This window comes from Microbispora sp. H10885 (genome assembly GCF_014161415.1).
Taxonomy (GTDB): domain Bacteria; phylum Actinomycetota; class Actinomycetes; order Streptosporangiales; family Streptosporangiaceae; genus Microbispora; species Microbispora triticiradicis.
This window is the reverse complement of sequence record NZ_JABBWY010000009.1, coordinates 21,679-45,043: the sequence shown is the minus strand read 5'-3', so window position 1 is coordinate 45,043 and position 23,365 is coordinate 21,679. Positions and strand designations below refer to the sequence as shown.

General features: G+C 72.5%; 27 protein-coding genes. 17 read left to right on the top strand and 10 right to left on the bottom strand.

The genetic code is table 11. From position 1 onward, the window contains the following. Positions 1 to 22 precede the first annotated feature (22 nt). From HHX37_RS23775 to HHX37_RS23760, 4 genes are all read left to right on the top strand, one after another. Positions 23 to 1,498, top strand: coding sequence for a serine/threonine protein kinase (locus HHX37_RS23775; RefSeq protein WP_182886827.1), 1,476 nt, complete (start codon positions 23 to 25; stop codon positions 1,496 to 1,498). Positions 1,499 to 1,536: 38 nt separating this feature from the next. After that, entirely contained in the window at positions 1,537 to 1,848 is a 312-nt protein-coding gene (locus HHX37_RS23770) for a glyoxalase/bleomycin resistance/dioxygenase family protein (protein ID WP_182886826.1), read from the top strand. 64 nt (positions 1,849 to 1,912) lie between these two features. Continuing rightward, the gene (locus HHX37_RS23765; RefSeq protein ID WP_182886825.1) at positions 1,913 to 2,533 is read left to right on the top strand and encodes a TetR/AcrR family transcriptional regulator; all 621 of its coding nucleotides are present in this window, start codon (positions 1,913 to 1,915) and stop codon (positions 2,531 to 2,533) included. A 32-nt stretch (positions 2,534 to 2,565) separates the two neighbouring features. Further along, positions 2,566 to 3,927, top strand: coding sequence for an MFS transporter (locus tag HHX37_RS23760; RefSeq protein ID WP_310740496.1), 1,362 nt, complete (start codon positions 2,566 to 2,568; stop codon positions 3,925 to 3,927). Between the two features lie 28 nt (positions 3,928 to 3,955). Here the strand turns inward: HHX37_RS23760 and HHX37_RS37875 are convergent, their stop codons facing one another. Next, positions 3,956 to 5,029, bottom strand: a complete 1,074-nt coding sequence (locus HHX37_RS37875) for a methyltransferase domain-containing protein (protein ID WP_182886824.1) — start codon at positions 5,027 to 5,029, stop codon at positions 3,956 to 3,958. A 415-nt stretch (positions 5,030 to 5,444) separates the two neighbouring features. Here HHX37_RS37875 and HHX37_RS23750 point away from each other — a divergent pair, with 415 nt between their 5' ends. Further along, complete coding sequence (locus HHX37_RS23750; RefSeq protein WP_182886823.1) at positions 5,445 to 6,257, top strand: putative protein N(5)-glutamine methyltransferase; 813 nt, start codon at positions 5,445 to 5,447, stop codon at positions 6,255 to 6,257. A gap of 21 nt (positions 6,258 to 6,278) precedes the next feature. On the opposite strand, the gene HHX37_RS23745 is transcribed toward HHX37_RS23750, so the two are convergent. Together HHX37_RS23745 and HHX37_RS23740 are read right to left on the bottom strand one after the other, a co-directional pair. Further along, positions 6,279 to 7,265 carry a pentapeptide repeat-containing protein gene (locus HHX37_RS23745; RefSeq protein ID WP_182886822.1) on the bottom strand — a complete coding sequence of 329 codons (987 nt, stop codon included), beginning with the start codon at positions 7,263 to 7,265 and terminating at the stop codon, positions 6,279 to 6,281. Then, the gene (locus HHX37_RS23740; protein WP_182886821.1) at positions 7,258 to 7,878 is read right to left on the bottom strand and encodes a TetR family transcriptional regulator; all 621 of its coding nucleotides are present in this window, start codon (positions 7,876 to 7,878) and stop codon (positions 7,258 to 7,260) included. Before HHX37_RS23740 ends, HHX37_RS23745 begins: the two co-directional genes overlap by 8 nt. A gap of 132 nt (positions 7,879 to 8,010) precedes the next feature. On the opposite strand from HHX37_RS23740, the gene HHX37_RS23735 reads away from it, so the two are divergent. The 8 genes from HHX37_RS23735 (at position 8,011) to HHX37_RS23700 (ending at position 14,436) form a co-directional block, all read left to right on the top strand. Next, positions 8,011 to 8,421, top strand: coding sequence for a nuclear transport factor 2 family protein (locus HHX37_RS23735; RefSeq protein WP_182886820.1), 411 nt, complete (start codon positions 8,011 to 8,013; stop codon positions 8,419 to 8,421). A 230-nt stretch (positions 8,422 to 8,651) separates the two neighbouring features. Then, positions 8,652 to 8,972 (top strand): hypothetical protein, encoded by a 321-nt coding sequence (locus HHX37_RS23730; RefSeq protein ID WP_182886819.1) that lies wholly within the window; start codon positions 8,652 to 8,654, stop codon positions 8,970 to 8,972. Between the two features lie 78 nt (positions 8,973 to 9,050). After that, positions 9,051 to 10,016: a tetratricopeptide repeat protein gene (locus tag HHX37_RS23725; protein WP_182886818.1), complete on the top strand. Its 966-nt coding sequence runs from the start codon at positions 9,051 to 9,053 to the stop codon at positions 10,014 to 10,016. Between the two features lie 11 nt (positions 10,017 to 10,027). After that, positions 10,028 to 11,149 (top strand): SagB family peptide dehydrogenase, encoded by a 1,122-nt coding sequence (locus HHX37_RS23720; protein ID WP_182886817.1) that lies wholly within the window; start codon positions 10,028 to 10,030, stop codon positions 11,147 to 11,149. A gap of 114 nt (positions 11,150 to 11,263) precedes the next feature. Further along, positions 11,264 to 11,824 carry a helix-turn-helix domain-containing protein gene (locus tag HHX37_RS23715; RefSeq protein WP_111698504.1) on the top strand — a complete coding sequence of 187 codons (561 nt, stop codon included), beginning with the start codon at positions 11,264 to 11,266 and terminating at the stop codon, positions 11,822 to 11,824. Next, positions 11,817 to 12,668, top strand: a complete 852-nt coding sequence (locus tag HHX37_RS23710) for an SRPBCC domain-containing protein (RefSeq protein WP_182881039.1) — start codon at positions 11,817 to 11,819, stop codon at positions 12,666 to 12,668. The genes HHX37_RS23715 and HHX37_RS23710 overlap by 8 nt, the downstream gene beginning before the upstream one ends. A 112-nt stretch (positions 12,669 to 12,780) precedes the next feature. After that, entirely contained in the window at positions 12,781 to 13,263 is a 483-nt protein-coding gene (locus tag HHX37_RS23705) for a cation:proton antiporter regulatory subunit (protein WP_111698508.1), read from the top strand. A 9-nt stretch (positions 13,264 to 13,272) separates the two neighbouring features. After that, positions 13,273 to 14,436, top strand: a complete 1,164-nt coding sequence (locus tag HHX37_RS23700) for a cation:proton antiporter (protein ID WP_182873439.1) — start codon at positions 13,273 to 13,275, stop codon at positions 14,434 to 14,436. Here the strand turns inward: HHX37_RS23700 and HHX37_RS23695 are convergent. Both HHX37_RS23695 and HHX37_RS23690 read right to left on the bottom strand, forming a co-directional pair. Continuing rightward, complete coding sequence (locus tag HHX37_RS23695; protein WP_310740495.1) at positions 14,408 to 15,229, bottom strand: cytochrome c oxidase assembly protein; 822 nt, start codon at positions 15,227 to 15,229, stop codon at positions 14,408 to 14,410. The genes HHX37_RS23700 and HHX37_RS23695 overlap by 29 nt on opposite strands. Further along, entirely contained in the window at positions 15,226 to 15,774 is a 549-nt protein-coding gene (locus tag HHX37_RS23690) for a DUF2243 domain-containing protein (protein ID WP_310740494.1), read from the bottom strand. The genes HHX37_RS23695 and HHX37_RS23690 overlap by 4 nt, the downstream gene beginning before the upstream one ends. 140 nt (positions 15,775 to 15,914) lie before the next feature. Between HHX37_RS23690 and HHX37_RS23685 the strand changes: the two genes are divergently transcribed. Next, the gene (locus tag HHX37_RS23685) at positions 15,915 to 16,343 is read left to right on the top strand and encodes a glutaredoxin domain-containing protein (RefSeq protein WP_182886816.1); all 429 of its coding nucleotides are present in this window, start codon (positions 15,915 to 15,917) and stop codon (positions 16,341 to 16,343) included. A gap of 19 nt (positions 16,344 to 16,362) precedes the next feature. Here HHX37_RS23685 and HHX37_RS23680 read toward each other — a convergent pair whose 3' ends face one another. The 3 genes from HHX37_RS23680 to HHX37_RS23670 all read right to left on the bottom strand — a co-directional run bounded on the left by HHX37_RS23680 (position 16,363) and on the right by HHX37_RS23670 (position 19,302). Continuing rightward, a complete protein-coding gene (locus HHX37_RS23680) occupies positions 16,363 to 17,583 on the bottom strand; it encodes a hypothetical protein (RefSeq protein WP_182886815.1) in 1,221 nt (406 codons plus the stop codon). Positions 17,584 to 17,752: 169 nt separating this feature from the next. Beyond that, a complete protein-coding gene (locus HHX37_RS23675; protein ID WP_182886814.1) occupies positions 17,753 to 18,898 on the bottom strand; it encodes an RNA polymerase sigma factor in 1,146 nt (381 codons plus the stop codon). Further along, a complete protein-coding gene (locus HHX37_RS23670; protein ID WP_182886813.1) occupies positions 18,895 to 19,302 on the bottom strand; it encodes a YciI family protein in 408 nt (135 codons plus the stop codon). The genes HHX37_RS23675 and HHX37_RS23670 overlap by 4 nt, the downstream gene beginning before the upstream one ends. Positions 19,303 to 19,499: 197 nt before the next feature. On the opposite strand from HHX37_RS23670, the gene HHX37_RS23665 reads away from it, so the two are divergent. Beyond that, positions 19,500 to 20,453 (top strand): tyrosine-type recombinase/integrase, encoded by a 954-nt coding sequence (locus tag HHX37_RS23665; RefSeq protein WP_138460759.1) that lies wholly within the window; start codon positions 19,500 to 19,502, stop codon positions 20,451 to 20,453. Positions 20,454 to 20,459: 6 nt separating this feature from the next. Here the strand turns inward: HHX37_RS23665 and HHX37_RS23660 are convergent, their stop codons facing one another. Then, complete coding sequence (locus HHX37_RS23660) at positions 20,460 to 21,137, bottom strand: class I SAM-dependent methyltransferase (protein ID WP_182886812.1); 678 nt, start codon at positions 21,135 to 21,137, stop codon at positions 20,460 to 20,462. 168 nt (positions 21,138 to 21,305) lie between these two features. Here HHX37_RS23660 and HHX37_RS23655 point away from each other — a divergent pair, with 168 nt between their 5' ends. Next, complete coding sequence (locus HHX37_RS23655; protein ID WP_182881046.1) at positions 21,306 to 21,761, top strand: GbsR/MarR family transcriptional regulator; 456 nt, start codon at positions 21,306 to 21,308, stop codon at positions 21,759 to 21,761. 9 nt (positions 21,762 to 21,770) lie between these two features. Then, on the top strand, positions 21,771 to 22,583 hold the full coding sequence (locus HHX37_RS23650; RefSeq protein WP_182886811.1) for a class I SAM-dependent methyltransferase: 813 nt from the start codon (positions 21,771 to 21,773) through the stop codon (positions 22,581 to 22,583). Between the two features lie 69 nt (positions 22,584 to 22,652). On the opposite strand, the gene HHX37_RS23645 is transcribed toward HHX37_RS23650, so the two are convergent. Beyond that, entirely contained in the window at positions 22,653 to 23,204 is a 552-nt protein-coding gene (locus HHX37_RS23645) for a GNAT family N-acetyltransferase (RefSeq protein ID WP_310740493.1), read from the bottom strand. Between the last annotated feature and the right edge of the window lie 161 nt (positions 23,205 to 23,365).

Genomic DNA, 23,365 nt, shown 5'->3' with positions numbered 1-23,365 from the left:
CGCGTCGCTAGGGTCCGGTGCCATGGTCACCCCCCTGGAGCCCGACGACCCGCGCGTACTGGGTGAGTTCACACTGAGCGGACGGCTCGGCGAGGGCGGGCAGGGGGTGGTGTTCCTCGGCCGGTCGCCCCGTGGCGAACCGGTCGCGGTGAAGGTGCTCAAGTCGGGGCTCGACTCTTCGGTGAAGGAGCGGCTGGTCCGCGAGCTCGACGCGATTCGCGAAGTCGCGCCCTTCTGCACGGCCCGGGTGCTGACCGCGATGGTCGACGGGCGGATGCCGTACGTGGTGAGCGAGTTCATCGACGGGCCGTCACTGCAGCACCGGGTGGATTCCGGCGGTCCGCTGCTCGGCGGCGAGCTGGAACGCCTCGCGGTCGGCACGGCCACGGCGCTGGCGGCCGTTCACGCGGCCGGGATCGTGCACCGGGACTTCAAGCCGGCCAACGTGCTGCTGGGGCCGGACGGACCCCGGGTGGTGGACTTCGGCATCGCCAGGCACGGTGAAAGCGACACGATCACGGCGGGCCCGGTCGGCACCCCGGCCTACCTGGCTCCCGAGCAGATCGCCGGAAACCCGGCCACACCCGCCTCCGACGTGTTCGCCTGGGGAGCCACGATCGTCTTCGCCGCCACGGGCCGCCCGGCCTTCGGCGCCGCCGGCGTCCCCGCCGTCATGCACCGGATCCTCACCGCCGAGCCCGACGTCTCGGCGCTGCCCCGGCCGCTGCGCGGAGTGGTCGAACGCTGCCTCGCCAAGGACCCCGCCCGCCGGCCGGCCTCCCGCGACCTGCTGCTGGAGCTCGTCGGGGCCACACCCGACCCGCTTCGGGCGGGCGCGGCCGCGGCGGCCACCAGGCCGGTACGGCAGGGCGGGACGACCGCGGCTCTCCCGGTCGTCCCGCCCTCGGGTCCGGCTTCCCGTACCGGGATCGTCGCCGGGGCGGTGGCCGCCGTGGCCGCGCTGTCGGTCACCGCCGCCCTGCTGGGGCCGCGCCTGCTGTCCACCGGCCCGGCCGGCACCTCGTCGCACACCGCCGAGTCACCGGCACCGCCCGCCGGCTCCAGGCCAGGGGAAACCGTCGCGGAGGACGGCGCGGCCCAGGACGACGTTGAGGCGACGGACGACGCCGAGGGGGACGCCGAAACGACTCCGAAGGCCGCTCCCGTGCCGTCGACCACCCCCGGCGGTACGGTTCCGGCCGCGTTCGCCGGCACCTGGGGAGGTCATCTCGTGCCCGACGAGCTCGTGGGAACCAGCGAGGCCGACGTCCAGATCGTGCTGGAGCCAGGCGGGCGCACCGGAAGCTGGAAGGACACCGACAGCTCGTGCCGGGGGGTCCTGACGCTGACGCGCAGCTCCGAGACGGCACTCGTCTTCCGGCTGGACAGGTGCGCGCCGGGCAGGATCACCTTGACCCGGACCGGCGAGGGGCTCGCCTACCGGTCGGACGGCAACGAGGGCGACGTCACCTTCCAGGGCCTCCTGATCAAGGACTGACGACTCCAACAGAGCAACCCGCGCAGACAAGGATCCCCATGCCGGCCACCACTGCTCGCTTCACCCTGCTGGTCCTCTACACCGACCGGATGGAGGAGTGCCGCACCTTCTACAGTGCACTCGGCATCGGCTTCACACGGGAGCGGCACGGGGACGGCCCGGAGCATTACGCCGCCGTCCTGCCCGACGGCCAGGTCTTCGAGCTCTATCCCGCCACTTCCGAGCGCCGAACCGGCGCCGTACGGCTCGGTATCGGTGCCGACGGCGCTGCCTGCGAGCCGCCGCTGAGGCCCGGCCGGCACGTCGTGACCGATCCGGACGGCAGGGTGATCGAGGTCTACGCGATGTGACCAATACGTCGCGATCTTCGCTTGCGGATAGACAGTGTCTACTCGGGGCTGGTAGACACTGTCTATGAAGACTGAGGGCTCCCTGCGGGAGCGGCTCGTGGAGGTCGGGGTCCACCTCGTGATGACCGAGGGAGCCGCCGCGGTGGGCCTGCGGGAGATCGCCCGCCGGGCGGGGGTGTCGCACGGCGCGCCGCGCCGGTACTTCCCCACCCACCACTCGCTGCTGTCGGCCATCGCCCGCCGGGGCTTCGCCGACCTCGAAGCGCGGTTCTCCGCCGCCATGGCGGGGCTGACCTCACCGCGCGACCTGCTGGGAGTGTTCGCGCGGGAGTACGTCGCGTACGCGCTGGAGTGCCGCGGCATGTTCGAGCTGATGTTCCGCCACGAACTGCTCGACAGCGACAGGCACGGGTCGGACGGGCCGAGGTTGCGGGAGTCCACGCTGCCGCTGTTCGAGCGCCTGGTCGCGCTGGTCGCCGAGTGCCGGAGCGCGGCGAACCCGCCGGAGGAGCCCGCGGTGACGGCGGCGGCCTTCTGGTCCGCCCTGCACGGGCTCGCGCAGCTGTGGACGTGGGGCAGCCTGCGACTCGTCCTCGACGCCCACGGCGCGGTGCCGGACGGCGAACGCCTCGACCGGCTGGTCGCCGAGGTGCTGGACGCCCACCTCGGGCCCGCGGTCCCGTGACCGGAGCTTCGCGACCCCGCCTGGCGCTGACGGTGAGCGCGGCGGGTGCGATGGTCGTCGCCCTGGACGGCACCGTCCTGGTCGTGGCGCAGCCCAGCCTGCAGCGCGACCTCGCCGCGAGCCTCACGCAGGTCCAGTGGACGAGCACCGGTTACATGGTCGCGGTGGCCGCGCTCCTCGTCGTCGCAGGACGGCTCGGCGACCGCTACGGCCATCGGCGCATGCTGTTCGCCGGCGTGCTCGGCTTCGCGGCCGCCTCGGCCGGCATCGCGCTCGCGCCCGCGATCGGCTGGGTGATCGGCCTGCGGGTCCTCCAGGGCGTGTTCGGCGCGCTGCTCCAGCCGTCGACCCTCGCGTTGCTGAGGCTCGCCTACCCGGCGGACCGGCTCGGGACGGCGATCGCCGTCCGCACCGGCGCCATCGGCGTGGCCGGCGCCGCCGGGCCGGTCGTGGGCGGGGTCGTCGTCGCGGAGCTGGGCTGGCGCACCGTGTTCGTGCTCCAGGTCCCGATCGCCGTCCTGATCGCCGCGCTCACCCTCGCCGTGCGCACACCCCGCCCCCAAGGCTCAGTACGGACGCGGCTCGACCTCACGGGCGCGGCCCTGCTCACGGTCGTGCTGGCGCTCGGAGTCCACACGCTGGCCGGCGTGCCCGGGCACGGGTGGACCGCCGGGCCGACGCTGCTCGGGTTTCTCGCCGTCGCGGGCCTGTCGGCCGTGTTCGCGGCGCACGAACGCCGGGCCGCGCACCCGATCGTGCCGGCCGCGGTGGCCCGGTCCCTGCCGGTGACGGCGTCGATGCTGCTCCTGCTGGCCGTCACCAGCGGCGTGTTCGGCGCGTTGTTCGCCGTCACCTTCGTGCTGCAGCAGGGGCTCGGGCTCGGCCCGCTCGCGGCGGGTGTGCGGCTGCTTCCGGTGACGGTGGTCATGGTCCTCGGCGCGCCCGTGGCAGCCGCCGCCGTGCGCCGGCACGGCCCGCGCCGTACGGCTGTCGCCGGGACGGCGCTCGCGGCCCTCGGCGTCGCGTGCGTGGCCCGGCTCGGCCCGGACGGCTCGTGGGCGGCCACCGGCGCGGCCTTCGCCCTGGTCGGCGCCGGGTTCGCGGCCGTCATGGTCACCGCGACCGGGACCGTCGTCGGCGACGCCCCGGCCCGGTACGCCGGAGTCGTCGGCGGGCTGAAGCAGACCGTGATGAACATCGGTCCGAGCCTGGGCATCGCCGTGGCCGCCGGGGTGACGGCCGTGGAGGCCCCCGCCACCGGGTCCGCCCTGGGGTCCACCCTGCCGGTCATGGCGGGGCTCGTCGTCCTCGGCCTGTTACCGGCGTCGCTGCTGCCCGCCGGGCCGGCCCCGCGCCCCACGGCACAGCCGGCCGCGGAGGCGGGGGACGCGTAGGCCGTCTCACCGCGCCCTCACTGCGCCCTCACCGTGCCCCGCGGGCGGGCCTGGGCGCCGTCAACCGGACGAGGAACGACTCCGCCCCGGCGACCCGCACGCGCTGGAGGTGCACGGGCGTGAGGCCCTGACGGAGGGCGAGGGGCAGGTCGCCGACGCCGGGAAGCAGGACCACGGCGGTCCCACCGGGTGCGAGCACCCGGCGCACCTCCGCCCACCACCGTGCGGGGGACGCGGCGAGCAGGCCGCCGGGAGGGACCTGACCGCCCCAGGGCGGGTTGGCCAGCACACGGTGGGCGACGCCGTCCCGCACCGGCAGCCGTCCGGCGTCGGCGCGGCCGACGGCGACGGGCAGCCCGGCCGCGTTCTCCCGGGCCGCCGTCACCGCTCGCCCGGCCAGGTCGAACCCGTACAGGCGGGCGCCCGGACACTGCTCCGCCGCCTCGATCAGCAGCGTCCCGGCGCCGCAGCAGGGATCGAGCACCGTGTCGCCCGGCTCGACGCCGGCCATCGCCACCATGGCGGCGGCCAGCGGGGGGTGCAGGGTCCCCGGGACCGACTGCCGCTTGTACTCCCGCCGGTGCAGGGGGCGCTCGGCGATCCGCAGCAGGAGCGTGGCCCGCTCGCCGTCCAGCGTGACCCGCCAGCCGCTGTGGCCCGGCGGCGGCGCGCCCGCGCCGCGCCGCGAGTGGTAGCCGACCCCCAGCCGGCCGGCCAGGACGCGGCCCACCGCGTCCTCCACGTCGTACCTGGTGAAGGTGCGCCTGCCCAGGAACGACGCCGACACCTCGACGCCGGTGAGCCCGCGGGGGCCGCCGTGGTCACGGCGCAGCCGCGCCAGCGCGGCGAGGTCGGCCGCGCCGGCGAGCCCCGCGAGCGCGGCTGCGCCCTGCCGGGACGCGCCGACGTCCGGGCCCTGCGCCGCCAGCAGGAACACGTCGTCCGCCGTGCGCAGGCCCAGGGCGGGCAGGCGCGAGGCGCGGAACCGCACCTCGCGATGCCCGATGTGGGTGATGACGCCGAGGCCGCGCCGCAGAATCTCGGCGGCGAGCGTCGGCTCCAGCCCGTGGACGCACCGCGCCACCAGGCTCGCCGCCGTCACGGGACGGCGGGAGCGCTGGGACGCGGAGCGGTGAGAGTGACAGCGCGAACGCGCATGGTGATCCTTCTTCTCCCGCGTCGGCCCGGGACGGCACCGCGCCGCCCCGCCTCGTCGGCGACGGGTCGTGCCTCGCTTCGCCGACGGCGGCTAGCGGAGGTGGAAGAAGGACGTGAACGTCATGGCGGCGATCCTAGGACGCGGGGAAGCAGGTGATCAACCCGGCAGCGTCTCCACCGACGAGCGCCCCGGGCGATGGGAAGGCGTGCTCTGATAATGTGCCGTCCACGGCGGCGACGACGCGAGGAGGTGAGCCCCATTACCGCTGAACAGGTCGGGTGCTCCCTTCTCCCCGTGCGTACGGTCCCCTAGAGCGAGGCGACCGCGGGAGCGCCCTCGGCATTCCGGAAGGCTCCCCATGTCACTGTCATCCCGCTCCCCTGCCCCCTCCCCTGCTCCGCCCGCGATCGTGACCCGGCTGCGCGCCGCCGGTTGCGTGTTCGCCGAGGACGAGGCCCGCCTGCTGGTCGCCGCCGCGCGTACGCCGGCCGAACTCGACGCCATGGTGCGGCGGCGTGCCGACGGGCTGCCGCTCGAACACGTCCTCGGCTGGGCCGAGTTCTGCGGCCTGCGGCTGGCCGTCGAGCCCGGGGTCTTCGTGCCCCGGCCGCGCACCGGGTTCCTCGTCCGCCAGGCCGCCGCCCTCACCCGCCCGGGGGCCGTCGTCGTCGACCTGTGCTGCGGCACGGGGGCGCTGGGCGCGGCGCTGGCCGCCGCCGCGGGGCCGATCGAGGTGCATGCCGTGGACGTCGATCCCGCCGCCGTGCGCTGCGCCCGCCGCAACCTCGCCGAGGTGGGCGGCCGGGTGTACGAAGGCGACCTGTACGCGCCGCTGCCGGCCGGCCTGCGGGGCCGGGTGGACGTCGTCGTCGCCAGTCCGCCGTACGTGCCCACCCGGGCCATCGGCCTGCTCCCGCCCGAGGCGCGCGAACACGAGCCGAAGGTCGCACTCGACGGCGGCGCCGACGGGCTCGACGTCGTACGGCGGGTCGTCGCCGGGGCGTCCGGATGGCTGGCGCCGGGCGGGAGCCTTCTGGTGGAGACGAGCGAGAGCCAGGCGGGCAAGACCGCCGAAGCAGTCGCCCGCGCCGGGCTCGTCACCCGCCTGACCTGCGACGACGAGCTGGACGCCAGCGCCGTCATCGGGACCCTGCCCGTACCGGCCGGCTGAGCGGCAGGACGCGGGCGGTCCCTACCTGCGCCGTTCGCGGGAGCGGGGCCGCCGGGCGGGCGCCCGGCCCGCCGTCGGCGCCGCCTCCGCCTGCCAGTGCTCCGGCCAGTGCGCCGGGCGGGTCAGCGAGGGTGGCAGCACGGTCGCGGCGTCGCCCCTGGCGGCGTTGAGCTGGGCCTGGGTGAGGAAGAGGCACCCGGTCAGGTCGGCGCCGCCGAGGCCGGCGCCCCGCAGGTCCGCGCCGATCAGATCGGCGCCCCGCAGGTCGGCTCCGGTCAGGTCCGCGCCGATCAGGTATGCCCCCCGCAGGTTGGCGCCGCGCAGGTCGGCCTTCCTGAGCCGGGCGCCGATGAGGTCGGCTCCCCTGTGGTCGGGCGCGCGGCCCCCGGCGCCGGCCCGGGCCAGCTCGCTCGTCCGCAGCAGCAGCACGTTGACCTTCTCCCGGTGGGCGGCGACGTCCACGTCGAGCAGCTCGCCGGGAGCGCCCATGGTGAGGCGCTCGGTCTCCTCGATCGCGCGGCGCACCTCGGAGTGGATCGGGCGGGCCGCGGGCAGGGAGAGCGCCTCGTGCAGGTACCACAGCAGTTCGTGCAGGTTCCGCATGACCGGGAAGACCTCGAACATCCGCGCCGCGGTGTCCGGCTCGTCGCGCCAGCTGCGCCCGAAGGTGACCTGGGAGACCTTCTGCCCCGCGCCGAAGCAGTCGAACACGGTGCAGCCGGGGAAGCCGCTGTCGCGCAGCCGGGAGTGGATGCCGCAGCGGAAGTCGGACTGGAGATTGGGGCACGGCCGCCCGGCGTCCTTGCTGATCGCGAAGTCCGCCGAGGCGGCGAAGGGCAGGGCGACGCAGCACAGTCCGAAGCAGCTCGCGCAGTCGGCCCGCAGGGCGCGCCGGTCGCCGCCGGGCGCCGAGCCGGCGCCGGAGCGGGCGTGGTCGTTCGTGTCGGGCACGTGCTTGGTCTCCTCGTGTCCGGTGAGGGCCGCGCGGCCTGCCAGAGGCTCAGGCATGGCTTCGGTGTCCTCCCGTGCGATCGTCGGGGGTGGTCAGGCGCCGGACCAATCGGACCAGCCCGGCGCGGCGCGCTTCGGGGCCGTCCCCGGTGACGCCGGTCGTGATCATCCGCACTACCTGGGGGGCCGTGAACCACCAGGTCGCCAGCGCATACACCGCGTAGACCAGGTGCGCCGGGTCGGTCTCTCCGGTGATCAGCCCCTCTTCCTGAGCGGCGGCGAAGGCGGCGACCTTGCCGGCGTAGTGCGCGGCACGCTCGTCCTCGGCGGCCACCTCGGCGCGGCCGCATTCCAGCCCCTCCCAGGTGAGCAGGCGCAGGAAGTGCGGGTGGGCACAGTGGTAGTCGAAGACCCGCCCGGCGTACTCGCCGAGGTCGGCCAGGTGCGCGCCGGTCAGCGGCACGGCGGCGGCCACCTTGGCGAGCTCGGCCTCCAGGACGGCGGTGAACAGCTGGCGCTTGCCGCCGAAGTACTGGTAGATCCGCTCCTTGTTCACCCCCGCGCGTACGGCGACGCGGTCCACCCGCGCGCCCTGCGGCCCGTGCTCGGCGAACTCCTCCACCGCCGCCTCCAGCAGCAGCCGCCTCGTCCTGGTGGTGTCCCATGCCATGGGGGCAGCCTACAGAATTCCAACCGCACAGTTGGAATCGCGACCGTGCCCGTGCCATACTCCAACCGATCAGTTGGAGATTTCGCCGGCCGGCTTCGCTCCACACCACGCACGACAGATGGGAATCACGGCATGACCGCCACACCCTGGACCACCCGCGAGGTCGTCGACGCCTTCTTCGCCCGGTTCGCCGCCGGTGACCTGACCGGCCTGCTCGATCTTTTCGCCGACCGGGTGGACTTCCTCGTCCCGGGCGCGTCCAACGTGCCCTGGACCGGGGCTCGCTCCGGCAGGGAGCAGATCGCCGAGTTCTTCGCCGTGCTCGGCACCGCGCTCACGCCCGCCCAGGAGTTCACGATCGACGCCACGATCGTCGAGGACGGGCACGCGGTGGTGACCGGACGCAGCCGCTTCGGCGTGCTGTCCACGGGCAGGTCGTTCCTGAACGAGTTCGCCCTGCACTTCACCGTCGCCGACGGCAGGATCATCGGTTACCGCATGCACGAGGACAGCCACGCGATCAGCGCCGCGTTCGCGGCCTGACCCCCTCCGGCGGAACGGCGGGCGCTCCCCGTTCGGGACCGGCGCCCGGCAGGGTCGCGTGATGAACCAGTATTCAGGCGATCTCGCCGCTTACTGGACCTGGCGCGAGATCTTGCCGCTGCGATGATTCCGGGGTCGGAGCCAGAGCAACGGTGGTGCGTGGTCACCCCGCCTGTACGAGGCCGGCTTCGGGCCGGCGGTTACAGGAGTTCCCGGAAGGAGTGCCCCAGATGTCACAGAAGATGTCCGAAGTGTTCGAGGTCCACCAGGACGACTACGCCCAGCCGGAGGCCGCGTTGAACCCCAACCACAACGAGACCTCGGTGTTCGAGATCCACGAGGACGACTACAGCGCACCGCACGCCGCCCTGAACCACAACCACAACGAGGTCGCGGTGTTCGAGGTCCACCACGACGGCTACAGCGCACCGGAGTCCGCCCTGACCTACAACCACAACGAGGTCGCGGTGTTCGAGGCTCACGAGGACGCCTACATCCAGCCGGAGGCCGCCCTGAACCTCAACCACAACGAGGTTCTGATCGAGGCCTGAGCCGCGGCCGCCTCCCGGAGCCGGTGAGCCCCGGGAGGCGGCCGCCGCCGTCGGTCGTGACGTTGTACGGGAGGCCATGTGAGCGATGAGTCCCGTCCCGCCGGGGCGGCCGAGTTGCTGGCGCACGCACGGGAGCGTTACGCCGGAAGAGCCTTCGACGAGGCGGAGCGGGCGTTCCGGGCCGCCGTCGGCCAGGCCCGGCGCCAGGGCCAGAACGCGCTGCGGATCCACGCCCAGTGCGAGCTGGCGAGTGTGTGGCGTACGTGCGGCGGCTACCGCAGGGCGGGGCTGCTGTTCGCTCTCACTCTTCCCGCCGCGGAGCGGGTCTTCGGCCCGGAGTCGGTGGAAGTGGCCAAGGTGTGCAACGAATGGGGTGTGCTGGGCAAGTACACCGGCCGATTCCAGCAGGCCGAGGCCCTCTACGGGCGGGCCCTGACGATCCTGGAGGCGGCCCGCGGCGGTGAGCACGAGGACGTGGCCACCGTCTGCCACAACCTGGGCGGGCTCGCCCACGCCCGTGGTGACCACGAGACCGGTGAGCCGTGGGCTCGCCGGGCGGCGGAAATCCGCGCCCGGCTCCTCGGTGAGCGTCATCCGAGGGTGGCGGCGGACCTCGCCGCCTGGGCCGCGCTCGTGGAGGGCCGCGGACGCCCGGACGAGGCCGAGGCGCTGCTCCGGCGTGCCCTCGCCGTCTTCGAGGCGGCCTACGGCCCGGAGCACCACGATGTCGCCGCCGTGCTGCACAACCTCGCCGCCCTGAGGCATCGCCGCGGTGACCTGGACGAGGCCCTGGCCCACTACCTCCGCGCCCTGGCCGTCAAGGACGCGGTCCTGGGGCCGGGCCATCCGGAATCCGCCATCACCCTGATCAACCTCGGCGCCCTGTACCGCGCCCGCCACCAGCCCGGCGAGGCCCACGCCTGCTACGGCCGGGCCGTGGAGCTGCTGCGGCGGGCGGCGCCGGACCACCCTCATCTGGCGGCGGCACGCCGCGGCCGGGCGGCCGCCTGCGCGTCCCTGGCGCCGCCCGAGAACAAGAAGTGAGAGACCGAATCGTGAACGTACGCGTGTCCGGCTGCGGCGCCCTGCTGTGGGACGCCGACCAACTGGTCTGGGACGACTATCTCGACCACCGCCAGTTCGCCCTCGCCGACGGCGTCGAGCGCGTGCTGCGGTGGTTCACCGGATTCCGCGACCTGGGCTCGGTGAGAGAGCTGGGCGGCGATCCCGGCGAGGCCGCCCACTGGCACCAGGTCGCCACCGTCCTGGCCGAGCACGACATCCTGATCGCGGAGAACGGACCCCGCCACCAGCGCGAACAGGCCATAGAAGAGGCCTGGCAGCCGTGGGGGCGGCTGGCGCGCGCCTACCACTTCTCCACCCGCTCCCACGCCGGCACCGCCATGCGCACCGCCGAACAGGACAACGAGGATCTCGAAGCCAAGGTTCTGACCGACCCGCCGCCTCCGGCGTTCTGGTCCCTGCCCGGCACCACCCGCGTCGCGCTGCCGGACGCCGGCCCCGGCGTCTGGCGCCATCGCGACCTGTTGGACGTGCTGCACCGGCGTCGCAGCCGCCGCTACTTCGGCCCCTCCGCGCTGCCGCTGGAGACCGTGGCGGCCCTGCTCAAGACCGCCGCGGGGCCTCTGCCGCGGGCCGACGGCCCGCTGACCCAGGCGGGTGTCGACCTCGACCCGAACGGTGTGGTGACCGACTCCTGGCAGCGGGTGTTCAAGACCAGCCCCTCCGGCGGCGCCCGCCACCCGACCGAGGTCTACCTCTACGCGCGCAACGTCCAGGGCCTCGATCCGGGCGCCTACCACTACGCCGCCGCCGACCACACCCTCGAGTTCCTCGGCCGCCGTCTCGACGACGAGCGGCTCGTGGCCGCCGTCGGCGGCCAGGACTGGGTCGCGGGCGCCGGAGCGCTCATCTTCTACACCAGCGTCATCGCCCGCAACCAGTGGAAGTACACCTTCCCCCGGGTCTACCGGGCGCTGATGATGGACGTCGGCCACCTCAGCCAGACCGTCTACCTGCTGGCCACCGCGGCCGGTCTGCACATCACCTTCACCGCGGCCCTTCGGGACCAGGTCGTCGAAGAGCTCCTCGGCTGCGATCCCGCCCGCCACCTCGTCATCGGCACCTCCGTCATCGGCGTCCCGCCCGCCTCCTGACCCGCCCGTCCTTACCCGTCCGCTTACCCGTACGCCGGCCTGCCGGGACGCCCGGCAGGCCGTAGGCGTACCCCATTGACAAAGACAATTTTTACGTACAAGCTTGTTTTTGCGATGAGAGACGTCCTGTACCTGGAGCAGATCGAGCAGGCCGAGGCCCTGCTCAAGCCGCAGCGCATCGAGGTGCTGCGGCAACTGGCCGAGCCGCGCACCTGCACCGAGGTGGCGGCGGTGCTCGGCCAGACCCCGCAGCGCGTGTACTACCACGTCAAACGCCTGGTGGAGGCCGGCCTGGTGCAGCAGGTCTCCGAGCGGCGGGTGCGCGGCATCACCGAGGGCATCTACCGGGCGAGCGCCAGGTCCTACTGGCTGTCACCCGGCCTCGTCGGCAGGATCGGCGGGCTGCGGCGGCGGCAGGACGAGCTCAGCCTGGGCTACCTCCTCGACCTGATGGAACAGGTGCAGGCCGATGTCGCCGCCCTCGACCGGACGGCGCCGGAACTGCCGTCCATCGGCGTCTCCGGGGAGATACGCGTGCCCCCCGAACGCCGTCAGGAGTTCCTCAACGACCTGCGGTCCGCACTTCAGGACCTGTTCACCCGCTACGGCGGCGCCGAGGGCGACGCCTTCAAACTCGCCGTGGCCTGCTACCCCAAGGGAGACGACAGTGAGTGAGCCGATGATCATCCGTGTCCGCCTGGAAGCCCCGATCAAGGAGGTGCGCCACGCGCTTACCGACCCCGCGGCGATGCGGGTGTGGCTGGCCGAGCACGCCGAGGTGGACCTGCCCGAACGGTACGAGTTCTGGGGCCGCCGCACTCCCGAGGGCGACGCGCCGCACCAGCGCCTGCTGCACGCCGACGACCACACCCTTCGCTTCGCCTGGCTGCTCGACGGCGAGGAGACCACCACGGAGATCACCCTGGCGGAGGAGGACGCCGGATCGACCATCCTGACCCTGTCGCAGACCCACTTCGACTTCCAGGACGCCATCACCGGGGCGAGCATCCGCGGGGTGCTGCAGGTGTTCTGGTCGCTCGCGCTGTCGAACCTCGCCGACCACGTCCAGGGGCGGGAGATCGGCCCCCAGCCCGACTACACCACCACCGACTTCCACGGTCACCTGGACATCGCCGCGCCCGTGTCCACGGTGTACGAATCGCTGATCGACTCCGACAAGGCCACCGAGTGGTTCGGCTACCCCATCGGCATCGAGCCGTACGTCGGCGGGCGCTTCGCGATGGGCGGTCTCGACGCCAACCCCCAGCCCGCCAAGATCATCGACCTGGTTCCCGACAGCACGATCTCGGTCGACTGGGGACCGATGGGCGTCGTCACCTGGGAGCTGGAGGACACCGGCGGCGCCACCCGCCTGACGTTCGTCCAGAGCGGCTTCGACACCGCCAACCCGCCGTACGGCGCCTGGACCGGATGGCTGTCCGGACTCGCCGAGCTGCGCCGCTACCACGAGCAGTCGAACTGGCGGCCGATCTGGCTCGCCGACGACCCGGCCGCCTGACGCGCGAGCGTAGTCGTCCCGCCGCCGAGCGGCACCGGCGGCGGGACGACCGCGTCTTATTGGTAGGTTCTCCGGACAAGTAATGACATGTTACGAACGGAGGAGCGGCGCCGTGGAAGTCGAGCAGACGGTGTTGCCGGGGATCGGATTGCGGCACGAGTTCACCACCCGCTCGGGCCGGCGCATCGGAGTCGTCTCGCACCGCACGGGACGGCGGGACCTCGTCATCTACGACCCCGACGATCCCGACAGAGCCTGTGAGACGGTCAAACTCAACGACGAGGAAGCCGACGCCCTCGTCGAACTCCTCGGCGCCCCCCGCATCGTCCAGCGCCTCAACGCGATGCACCGGGAGGTCGAGGGCCTGGTCAGCCTCCAGGTGCTGATCACCCCCGGCTCCCGCTACGACGGCCGTCCCATGGGCGACGCGCAGGTGCGCACCCGCACCGGCGCCTCCATCGTCGCCGTGGTCCGCGCCGGACGCGTCTTCGCCAGCCCCGCACCCGACTTCGTCCTGACCGGGGACGACATCGTGGTCGTGGTGGGCGGCGAGGAGAGCACCACCGCAGTCGCCGACATCTTCGCCAGCGGCTGAGGGCAGCGCGTGCACAACACCGCAATACTTTTCCTGGAATTCGGCGCCGTCGTCCTCGGACTCGGCATTCTCGGAGCACTGGCGCTGCGCGTCGGCATCTCCCCCATCCCTCTCTATCTCCTCGCGGGCCTGGCCTTCGGCACGGGCGGCATCCTCCCTCTGGGCACCAGTGAGGACTTCATCGCCACCGGCGCCGAATTAGGCGTCATCCTCCTTCTGCTCACCCTCGGCCTGGAATACAACGCCGACGAACTGGTGACCAGCCTCAAGGGCAACGCCCGCGCCGGTCTCGTCGACCTCCTGCTCAACGCCGCCCCCGGCGCCATCCTGGCGCTGCTGCTCGGCTGGGGACCCGTCGCCGCGGTCGCCATGGCGGGCGTCACCTACGCCACCTCCTCCGGAATCACCGCCAAGGTCCTCTCCGACCTGGGCTGGATCGGCAACCGCGAGACCCCGGTCGTGCTGTCGCTGCTGGTGTTCGAAGACCTCACGATGGCGGTCTACCTGCCGGTCCTGACCGCCATGCTGGCCGGCCTGACCCTCGTCGCCGGGGCGGTCACCGTGGCCATCGCACTGGCCGCCGTCAGCGTGGTGCTGCTGGTCGCGCTCCGCTTCGGCCGCTACATCGAGGCGTTCGTCGCCAGCCCCAACTCCGAGGTGCTCGTGCTCAAGGTGGTCGGGCTCGCACTGCTGGTGGCCGGGCTGGCCCAGCAGCTGCAGGTCTCGGCCGCGGTCGGCGCCTTCCTGGTCGGCATCGCCCTGTCCGGCGAGCTCGCCGAGGACGCCCACGCGCTGCTCGCTCCCCTGCGCGACCTGTTCGCCGCGGTGTTCTTCGTCTTCTTCGGCCTGCAGACCGACCCGACCAAGATCCTGCCCGCGGCCGGGCTGGCGGCCGGCCTCGCCCTGGTCACGATGATCACCAAGCTGATGACCGGAATCTACGCGGCCCGCCGCGCGGGCATCGCCCGCGCCGGACGGGTACGCGCCGGCATCGCGCTCATCCCCCGCGGCGAGTTCAACATCGTCATCGCCGGACTGGCCGTGGCCGCGGGAGCCCACCCCGACCTGGGCGCCCTGGCCGCCGCGTACGTCCTCATCCTCGCGGCCTTCGGCCCCCTGGCGGCCCGCCTGGTGCAGCCGCTCCTCACCAAGATCGCCGCTCGTACCGCCTGACGACCGTCCCGCGCCCCGCACCCGTGCGGGGCGCGGGACGCCAGGTGGCGACCAGAGCCGCCGCGAGGAGCAGCTCCGCGATGTCGCCGCCGTAGTACATGATCTCCGCGCCACCCCGGACCTCGGGGATCGGGGCGTGCACGTCCACCCGGAAGCCGCCGTACATCAACTGGGCGACGACGGCGTGCACGGCGACGGCGCAGCCGAGGTACACCAGGCGGGTACGGACCCCGGGCCGGTCCGGGGCGGGATCGGGTCCGCCGATCACGTACGCGAACAGGCAGCCCGACAGCAGGAAATGCGCGTGCAGCAGCCAGTGCCCCGCCGCCGACGCCGACGCCGCGTTGTAGAGCGGGGTGAAGTAGAGCACCACGAGGCCGCCGGTGGACAGCAGCAGGGCGACCGCCGGGTGGGTCACCACCCGGAGGGGACGGCTGTGCAGCACGGCGGTCAGCCGCCGCCCGCCGTCGGCGGGCAGGGTGCGCAGCATCAGGGTGACCGGCGCACCGAGCACCAGCGCGAGCGGCGCGTACATGCCGACGAGCAGGTGCTGGAGCATGTGACCGCGGAAGTCCGCGTGGGCCAGGGACGCGACGGGCGGCGCCAGCGCCACGCCCAGCAGGACGAGCCCGGCGACGAACCCCGCCGTACGCCACCGGCTCCAGCCGCGCGCCGGATTGCGGCGGCGGGCCAGCCGCGCCAGGCGCAGGTAACCGATCGCGCACCCGAGCACGGCCAGGACCGGCAGCGCGCCCGCGAAGTGAGCGCCGTGTTCCGTCACAGGGTCCGTCACGTCCGGCTTTCGGGCTCGAAGGACCGCCCGCTCCGGGTCAGCAGGTAACCCCCGGCGACAAGCAGCGCCCCCAGGACGAGGAAGCCGATGTCCCACCACAACTGATGCGGGCCGCCGCGCACGTGATGGATGGCCAGGAGGTGATGGTCCACGACGCCCTCGACGAGGTTGAACAGACCCCACCCGGCCAGGATCCAGCCCCACAGCACCCGCGAACCCCACACCCGGCGGCGGTTCCGGGTGACCCGGGAGTACAGGAGCGCCAGCCCGATCAGGACCGCCAGCCAGCACACAATGTGGAACAGACCGTCCCACACCGTGTTCATCTCCAGCCCGGAGACGGTGCGGGGATCGTAGTACCGCACTCCGATGTGATCGCTGTCGGTGCCGCTCAGCATGTGATGCCACTGCAGGATCTGGTGCAGCAGGATTCCGTCGACGAACCCGCCCAGTCCCACACCCAGCACGATGCCCGGCAGCCGGAGATCGGCCGGTTCCGGATCGGCGCGGGTCCCGCCTGCGGTGGTCGCCATCGCCTCGTTCACCCCTCCGTCCTCGGCACCCGTCTTCGGGTCCCCGCCAGGTTCCCGGTACGGAAGGGTCCAGTCACGCGGCCACGCGCGGACCGGCCGCGTGACCTACCAACTTTTGCGGCGCCGGAGAACGGCCCGATAGCGTGACGGCCATGGTGCGCGGATGGATACTGCCGGTCGTCTTCCTGGCATGCGGAGTCGCCGCGGCGTTCCGGCAGACGGCCCAGGGGTCCCCCGGCGCCGCCGCGACGTACTTCCTGGTGTTCCTGCTCGCCGCCGCCCTGCTGTCTCCCCTGGTGTTCCCGAGGTCGATCGGCGCGGCCGAGGCACTGCGCCGCAGCGAGGCCGACGGCCGCCCGATCGTCTACTGGCGTTCGGGCTGCCGCTACTGCCTCCGGCTCCGGCTGCGCCTCGCCCGCGACGCGCGGCGGCTGCACTGGGTGAACATCTGGCGGGACCCCGAGGGCGCGGCGGCGGTCCGCGCCGCCACCGGCGGCGACGAGACGGTGCCGACCGTCGTGGTCGCCGGCCGCCCCCACGTCAACCCCGACCCCGACTGGGTACGCCGCCAGCTCCCCTGACCGCGTCCGGCCTGCTCCCCTACTCGTCGTGGTGGGCGATCCATTTGACGCCCACGCCACCCCACTGCTTCAACCTCCTGCCGGCGCCCGCGTCGTCGCGCCGGAAGACGTTGATCCCGTAGTAGGAGAAGTCGATCCACCCGTCGCGCTCGCCTCTGCCCTGCAGCCACTTGGCGTTGACGCCGTTGAGATCGGCCGTGTCGGCCGCCACCGTGCCCCAGGTCTGCGTTCCGTCCCGGTAGACGTTCACGCCGCCCTGCGGGAAGCTGATCCACCCGTCACTGGAGCTCCTGCCCTGCACCCACCTGGTGTTCACGCCGTTGAGGTCGGCCTTGTCCGCCGCCACCGTGCCCCAATCGCCGGTGCCGCTCGCGCGCATGACGTTGACCCCACCCTGGGGGAAGGTGATGGCTCCGTCGCCGCTGTTCGGTCCGCCCACCGACGTGGCCCAGACGTTGGTGGCCCAGACGTTGGTGACTCTGAGGTCGTCCATGACGGGATTGCGCACCTGGACGGCGGTGGTGAGGGTGTGCTGCCGCCTGGTGCTGTTGGAGACGGCGACGAGGGTGTAGGTGGTCTCCCGCTTCGGGGTGGCGTTCAGTCGCACGGCGTACCTGCCCTGAGGCCCGGTGGGCGGGCCCGGGGGAACCGGCTCGTGTCCGCCGGGGAACCGGATCTCGTAGGCGAAGTCGGCGGACCCCTCCCAGCTCAGCGTGACCGGTGCTCCGGCGTCGACGATCTCGCTCTCCGGGCGGAGGTCGCGTGGCGCCGGGGCGGTCTTCACCAGCGCCACCACCGCGTGCCTGTCCGCCGCCTGCCCGGTCCGGGTCCTGCCCGCGTTCTCGGTCACCCTGAGCACGGCCAGGCCGACGGCCGGCGCGACGGGGACGTCCTTCAACGTCAGCACCATGTGGCCGCCGGGTTCGAACTTGGGCCGGCCACCGGCCTGGTCGGTGACGCGGACGGCGTCGGTGCCCTGTGCCTGGACGGCGAGTCGCTGCGAGGGGCCCGACCGGGGGAAGTACTCTCCCTCGCTGCCGACCTTGCCCAGGTCCGGCGTGAGGTGGACGGCGCCGTGGCCGACGGGCACCTGAACCGTGATCGTCCGCCAGAAGACCGCCTGCTCCCCGGTGTTGGTGACGAGAAGGTGGACGGTCCCCGTGGACGCGGCAGGCGCCCCCGGCACCGACGCCTCCAGGGGCGCCGGGTCGGTGAGGAGGGTGTAGGTCAGCAGGGTCATGCTCACGACTCCTTCGCGCAGGGACGGCGGAAGATCACCCCCTTGATCCAAACGTCGGCATTGGAGCGTGACAAGAACAGCAAAGGAGGCCATAGCAGGGCGGATCAGCAACTCCATCGGCGTCTTGACAAGCCTTCCGACCAGCCGTCACCAGTGGCATCGGCCGCGCTCACGCCCTCAGCAGTTGCCGTACCCGCGCGGCCTCCCGGGTGAGGTGGTCGCGCTCCGGCACGCTGGCGGCGGCACGGGACGCCTCGGCGTACAGCTCCGCCGCCCGGGCGAGGTCGCCGGCGCGTTCGTGCAGGTACGCCGTCACCGCGGCGTACCTGGGCAGGCCGGGGTCCACCCCGGCCAGCGCCGCCAGGCCGGCCTGTGGTCCGTCCGCCTCCCCCACCGCCACCGCCCGGTTGAGCCGCACCACCGGGCTGCCGGTGAGGAGCAGCAGTTCGTCGTACCACTCCACGATCTGCACCCAGTCGGTCTCGGAGGCGCTGCGGGCGTCCGCGTGCAGCGCGGCGATCGCGGCCTGCGCCTGGTATTCGCCCAGCCGGTCACGGGCCAGCGCGGTCTGCAGGATCGTCACCCCCTCGGCGATCAGGCCGGTGTCCCAGCGCGATCGGTCCTGCTCGGCGAGCGGCACCAGGCGGCCTCCCGGGCCGGTCCGAGACGTACGGCGCGCGTGGTGCAGCAGCATGAGCGCGAGCAGCCCCGCGACCTCGGGCTCGTCGGTCAGGCCGGCGAGCTGCCGGGTGAGCCGGATCGCCTCGGCCGCCAGGTCGACGCTCCCTCCGTACCCCTCGTTGAAGACGAGGTAGAGCACCCGCAGCACAGTGCCGAGATCGCCGGGCTGGTCGAGCGGCAGCCCCGCGATCTTCCGCTTGGCCCGGCTGATCCGCTGCGCCATGGTCGCCTCGGGGACGAGGTACGCCGCCGCGATCTGCCGGGTGGTCAGGCCGCCGACCGCGCGCAGCGTCAGCGCGACGGCCGAGGCCGGCGGCAGGGTGGAGTGCGCGCACAGGAAGTAGAGCCGCAGCGTGTCGTCCGTGGCGGGCGCCGGAGCGGCGGGAGGCTCGGCCTGTACGGCCACCTCCCGCCCCCGCCGCGACGCCTCGGCACGCACGGCGTCGAGGAACCTGTGCCAGGCGACCGTGACGAGCCACGCCTTCGGATCGCGCGGTGGGTCGTCCGGCCAGGTCGCCAGCGCCCGGATCAGGGCATCCTGCACGGCGTCCTCGGCCGAGGCGAAGTCGGCTCCGCGCCGGACGAGGACACCGATCACCGCGGGCACGAGCTCCCGCAGCAGCGACTCGTTCACTCGGTGACCGTGGGCGGCTCGGCGAGGAACGGCCGGACCTCGAGCCACTCGTGGATCGGCTCGCCGCGGGGCCCGGGAGCGGCGGACAGCTCCCCCGCCAGCTGGACCGCGCGGTCCCACGACTCCACGTCGATGATCATCCATCCGGCGATGAGGTCCTTCGTCTCGGCGAACGGACCGTCGGTCACCGGCGGGCGCCCCTCGCCGTCGTACCGCACGAACGCGCCCTGGGGCGACAGCGCCTGGCCGTCGACGAACTCGCCCGTCTCCTCCAGGCGGGCGGCGAAGTCGCGCATGAACTGCACGTGCGCGTCGACCTCCTCCGGCGTCCACTGGTCTATCGACCCGTAGTCGACGACGGGAGCCGGGCCGCCGCGGTAGTGCTTCAGGATCAGGTATTTCATCGTGCTTCCCCTTCGTCGTCGGCGGCCCGTTCGGCCACTCATGCCCCTGGGACGGAGCCGACGCCACATTCTCGACACGCGGCACGAGTTTTTCCGAAGCGATTCTCCTGTCGGTGGGGTTTCTGATGCTGGTGCTCGCTGGATGTGCCAAAACTCGAGCGCCTTTACATTGTAGATTCATAGTAGGATCGGGCTCGATGAGCATCCCCGCGGTTCCCGAGCGGAGTGTCCCCGCACCCTCCACACCCGATCCGTACGAGGTGTATCTCGGCGCGCTGCAGAGCCCGGAGTCCCGGCGCACGATGAAGGGCTGCCTCGACCGCATCGCCCGCCTCGTCACCGGAGACCCCGAGGCCACCGGGGCCGGGCAGCCCTGGGAGCTGCTGCGCTACGAGCACACGGTCCGCCTCCGCACGCTGATGCGCGAGCAGGGGTGGTCCCCCTCGCACGTCAACAAGCACCTGGTGGCGCTGCGGCGCGTGCTCAAGGAGGCCTGGCGGCTCGGCCTGATGAGCGGCGAGGACTACCAGCGCGCCGCCGACCTGCCCGCCTACAAGCACACGCGCGTTCCGGCGGGACGGCACGTCGAGGCCGAGGCGCTCGCGGCCGCGCTGGAGGTGTGCGACGAGGACCACTCCCCCGCCGGTCGCCGGGACGGCGCCATGCTGGCGGCGCTGTATTCCAGTGGCTGCCGCCGCGCCGAGATCGCCGGGCTCAGGCTGGCCGATTTCGACCCGCACGCCCGTTCCATGCGAGTGCGCGGCAAGGGCGACAAGGAGCGGCTCGTCTACCTGACCCCGCAGGCCGTCGAACGCCTGAACCTGTGGCTCGCCGTACGCGGCCGGGCGGCCGGACCGCTGTTCTGCCCGATCAACAAGGCCGGGCGGCTGCGCATGGCCCACATGACCGGCCAGGCCATCGCCGACATCGTCTCGCGGCGCCTGGCCGCCGCCGGGGCCTCTCCCCGCACCCCGCACGACTTCCGGCGCACGTTCATCGGCGAACTCCTCGACGCCGGAGTCGACCTCGCCACCGCCCAGGCCCTGGTCGGCCACGCCTCCCCCGCCACCACCGCCCGGTACGACCGGCGGCCCGAGCGCCGCCGCCGCGAGGCCGTCGACCGGCTCCGCGTCCCCGGCGCCCCGAGCTGAGCGCGGTCACCCACGGCGGGTGGCGCGCACGACGACGTCGTACAGGGGGACTTCCCGGCCGCCGTCGCCCGAGAGCGTACGCACGTGCTCCTCGGCGGTGACGATCTCCCACTCCGTGCCGTCCAGGCGCGCGGCGACGGCCGCCGAGGTGACCGACGCCTCGGCCGGCGGATGATGCCCGTGCCCGTGATGCCCGTGACTGTGATGCCCGTGACCGCCGGAGCCGGTGGTGTGCAGGTGCCCCACGATGAGCAGCGTGCCGCCGGGAGCCACCCATCCGGCGATGCGGTCGTAGAACTCGAGCTGCGGCATCGCCGGATGGGCGTAGTGGGTCATGACCAGGTCGAACCGCGTGTCCGGGCTCCAGACGCCCAGGTCCGCCTCGACCCACCGCACGCGTTCGCGCACACCGCTCGCCACCCCGTTCGCCGCCGCGCGCTCGGCGGCGCGGGCGAGGGCCTCGGACGAGATGTCGGCCGCGGTGACCTCCCAGCCGTGGGAGGCGAGCCAGATCGCCTCGGCGCCGCCGCCGCATCCCGCGTCCAGCGCCGTGCCCGGTCCCAGGCCGCCGATCTCACGGGCAAGGTACGGATTCGGCGGGTTGCCGCCCATGGAACCCGGGCCTCCGTCCCGCCCTCGCTGCCAGTGCCGCTCCCAATAGTCCTTGTCGAATCCGTGCGTCATGCCCCTCATCGTGCGGACGGACACGGCAGTGGCGCAAATCTTATTGCCGAACCGGCAAATCAGTCCGCGTACGCCTTCCCCCAGATTGACGTTGCTAGTTATTTCAGTCACTATTGAAATAACTAGCCGACGTGGACCGGCACACGATCGACAACGGAGCATGCGACGATGAGCACTGAGAAACAGCAGGACCGGCTGCTCCGCTGGGTGGAACGGGTGGCGGCCTTCTGCGTCGAGGAGTGGGGGCTGCCGCCCATCACCGGACGCATCCTCGGCTGGCTCATGATCTGCGACCCGGCCGAGCAGTCCGCCGGCCAGATCGCGGAGGTCATCCAGGCCAGCCGGGCCTCGCTCACCTCGAACATGCGCTTCCTCACGGCCATCGGCCTGGTCAAGAAGGTGAGGAAGCCCGGGGATCGCACCTCCTACTACCGCATCGAAGACGACGCCTGGCAGAAGGTCATCCAGCGCAAGCTCGAAAGCCTGAGCGCGTTCGGCGAGATCGCCGACGAAGGGCTCGACCTCGTGGGCGGCGAGGGACACCGCACCGAGCGCATCAAGGCCGCCCACGACTCCCTGACGTGGCTGCAGAACCTCGCGGCCCGCCATCCGCTACGCCGTTAAGGAATCCCCATGCACCACTGGCAACCCAAACTCGGGCTGATCCAGGAAACGCTGCTGCTCACTCTCCACGCCAGAGCCCTGGACGCCGGGCAGCCCAGCCCGATCCTCGGCGATACGCTCTCCGCCGACCTGGCCGGCACCATCGATTACGACTTCGGCAAGCTGAAGGTCAAGCCCAGCCTCGTCCTCACCACGGCACTGCGCGCCAAGAAGCTCGACGGCGTCGTCCGCGCCTACATCGCCGCTCATCCCAGATGCGTGGTGCTCGACCTGGGCTGCGGCCTGGACACCCGGATGTTCCGCTGTGATCCCCCACCCGGCGTCGACTGGTACGACATCGACTTCCCGGAAGTGGTGCACCTGCGGGCCGAATGTCTGCCCGGACGTTCCCACCTGGTCGGAGCCGACCTCACCAGCTCCGACTGGCTTACAGCCATCCCCGGCGACCGGCCTGCGGTGATCGTCGCCGAAGGCTTGCTCCCCTTCATGCCCGGCGACTCCTTCCAGACGATGACCCGCGCGCTGACCGGCCATTTCCCTTCGGGCGAGCTCGCGCTCAACGGCTACACCCGCTTCGCGGCCTGGGCCATGAAGTACCACCCGACCATCAAGGCACTCGGCATCAAAGCCGCCCAGGGCTTCGACGACCCACACGAGCCAGAGTCCTGGGACGCCGGCCTCGAACTGATCGAGGAGCAGATCCTCACCCGCGCACCGGAAACAGCCCGGTTCCCGCAACCCCTACGCGCGCTGACCCGTCTCACCGCCCGCAGCACGGCCTTGTCGCGGCAAGGGGCACGCGTTCTCCGCTACAGGTTCTGAGCCCCGCGCGGGCGGCGGTTGCGACAAGCGGCGTTCGCCGGCGCGTCGGTGTCGCGGTATTCGCCCTGCTCAGCACGCTGGTCTTCGTGCGCGGTAGAGCACGTGCCGGCGCAGCGGATGTCCCTCGGGGAGCACCGGGTGATCGAAGTCTTCACCAGGCTCGCGGGTCATCCCGAGACGCCGCATCACGGCCTGCGAGCGGAGGTTCGGCACCGCCGTGAACGAGACGACCTCGGTCAGGCCGAGCGTGCCGAACCCGTGCTCCAGTGACGCCCGCGCGGCCTCGGTGGCGTACCCGTGTCCCCAGGCGGATCTGGCGAGCCGCCAGCCGATCTCCACGCACGGGGTGAAGTGCGCGGCGAACCTCGGCACCTGCAGCCCGGTGAAGCCGATGAACACGCCGTCCGCCTCGACCGCCCACAGACCGAACCCGCGTTCGTCGAACGCCGCTTCGATGCGCTCGATGAACATGTCGCTCTCCTCGCGGGTGAGCGTGGCCGGGAAGTGCTCCATGACGACCGGGTCGGCGTTCAGCGCCGCGAAGGGCTCCTTGTCCTCCTCACGCCAGCGCCGCAGCACCAGCCTGTCGGTTCTGATGGGGTGTTTGATCGAACTTGTCACCTCCCGAGGATAGGGGGCGGGAGAAAGCAGGGGCCGGCGTCGGCTAGAGTCGGTTGTGGCCGATGTGGTTTGTGTCCCCCGGGCCGCAAACACCGCCTTCACGGAATACCGTTCGGCTGGAGCCGTGTTGTGCATTCCGCCGAGGAGGCGACCGCCACATC

Coding starts and splice junctions, on each gene's coding strand:
- HHX37_RS23765 (WP_182886825.1), top strand. CDS start 1,913: ATGAAGACTGAGGGCTCCCTGCGGGAGCGGCTCGTGGAGGTCGGGGTC.
- HHX37_RS23680 (WP_182886815.1), bottom strand. CDS start 17,583: ATGACCCTGCTGACCTACACCCTCCTCACCGACCCGGCGCCCCTGGAG.
- HHX37_RS23745 (WP_182886822.1), bottom strand. CDS start 7,265: ATGCCTGAGCCTCTGGCAGGCCGCGCGGCCCTCACCGGACACGAGGAG.
- HHX37_RS23670 (WP_182886813.1), bottom strand. CDS start 19,302: ATGAAATACCTGATCCTGAAGCACTACCGCGGCGGCCCGGCTCCCGTC.
- HHX37_RS23730 (WP_182886819.1), top strand. CDS start 8,652: ATGTCACAGAAGATGTCCGAAGTGTTCGAGGTCCACCAGGACGACTAC.
- HHX37_RS23655 (WP_182881046.1), top strand. CDS start 21,306: ATGAGCACTGAGAAACAGCAGGACCGGCTGCTCCGCTGGGTGGAACGG.
- HHX37_RS23685 (WP_182886816.1), top strand. CDS start 15,915: ATGGTGCGCGGATGGATACTGCCGGTCGTCTTCCTGGCATGCGGAGTC.
- HHX37_RS23770 (WP_182886826.1), top strand. CDS start 1,537: ATGCCGGCCACCACTGCTCGCTTCACCCTGCTGGTCCTCTACACCGAC.
- HHX37_RS23775 (WP_182886827.1), top strand. CDS start 23: ATGGTCACCCCCCTGGAGCCCGACGACCCGCGCGTACTGGGTGAGTTC.
- HHX37_RS23735 (WP_182886820.1), top strand. CDS start 8,011: ATGACCGCCACACCCTGGACCACCCGCGAGGTCGTCGACGCCTTCTTC.
- HHX37_RS23740 (WP_182886821.1), bottom strand. CDS start 7,878: ATGGCATGGGACACCACCAGGACGAGGCGGCTGCTGCTGGAGGCGGCG.
- HHX37_RS23650 (WP_182886811.1), top strand. CDS start 21,771: ATGCACCACTGGCAACCCAAACTCGGGCTGATCCAGGAAACGCTGCTG.
- HHX37_RS23660 (WP_182886812.1), bottom strand. CDS start 21,137: ATGACGCACGGATTCGACAAGGACTATTGGGAGCGGCACTGGCAGCGA.
- HHX37_RS23665 (WP_138460759.1), top strand. CDS start 19,500: ATGAGCATCCCCGCGGTTCCCGAGCGGAGTGTCCCCGCACCCTCCACA.
- HHX37_RS23750 (WP_182886823.1), top strand. CDS start 5,445: ATGTCACTGTCATCCCGCTCCCCTGCCCCCTCCCCTGCTCCGCCCGCG.
- HHX37_RS23715 (WP_111698504.1), top strand. CDS start 11,264: ATGAGAGACGTCCTGTACCTGGAGCAGATCGAGCAGGCCGAGGCCCTG.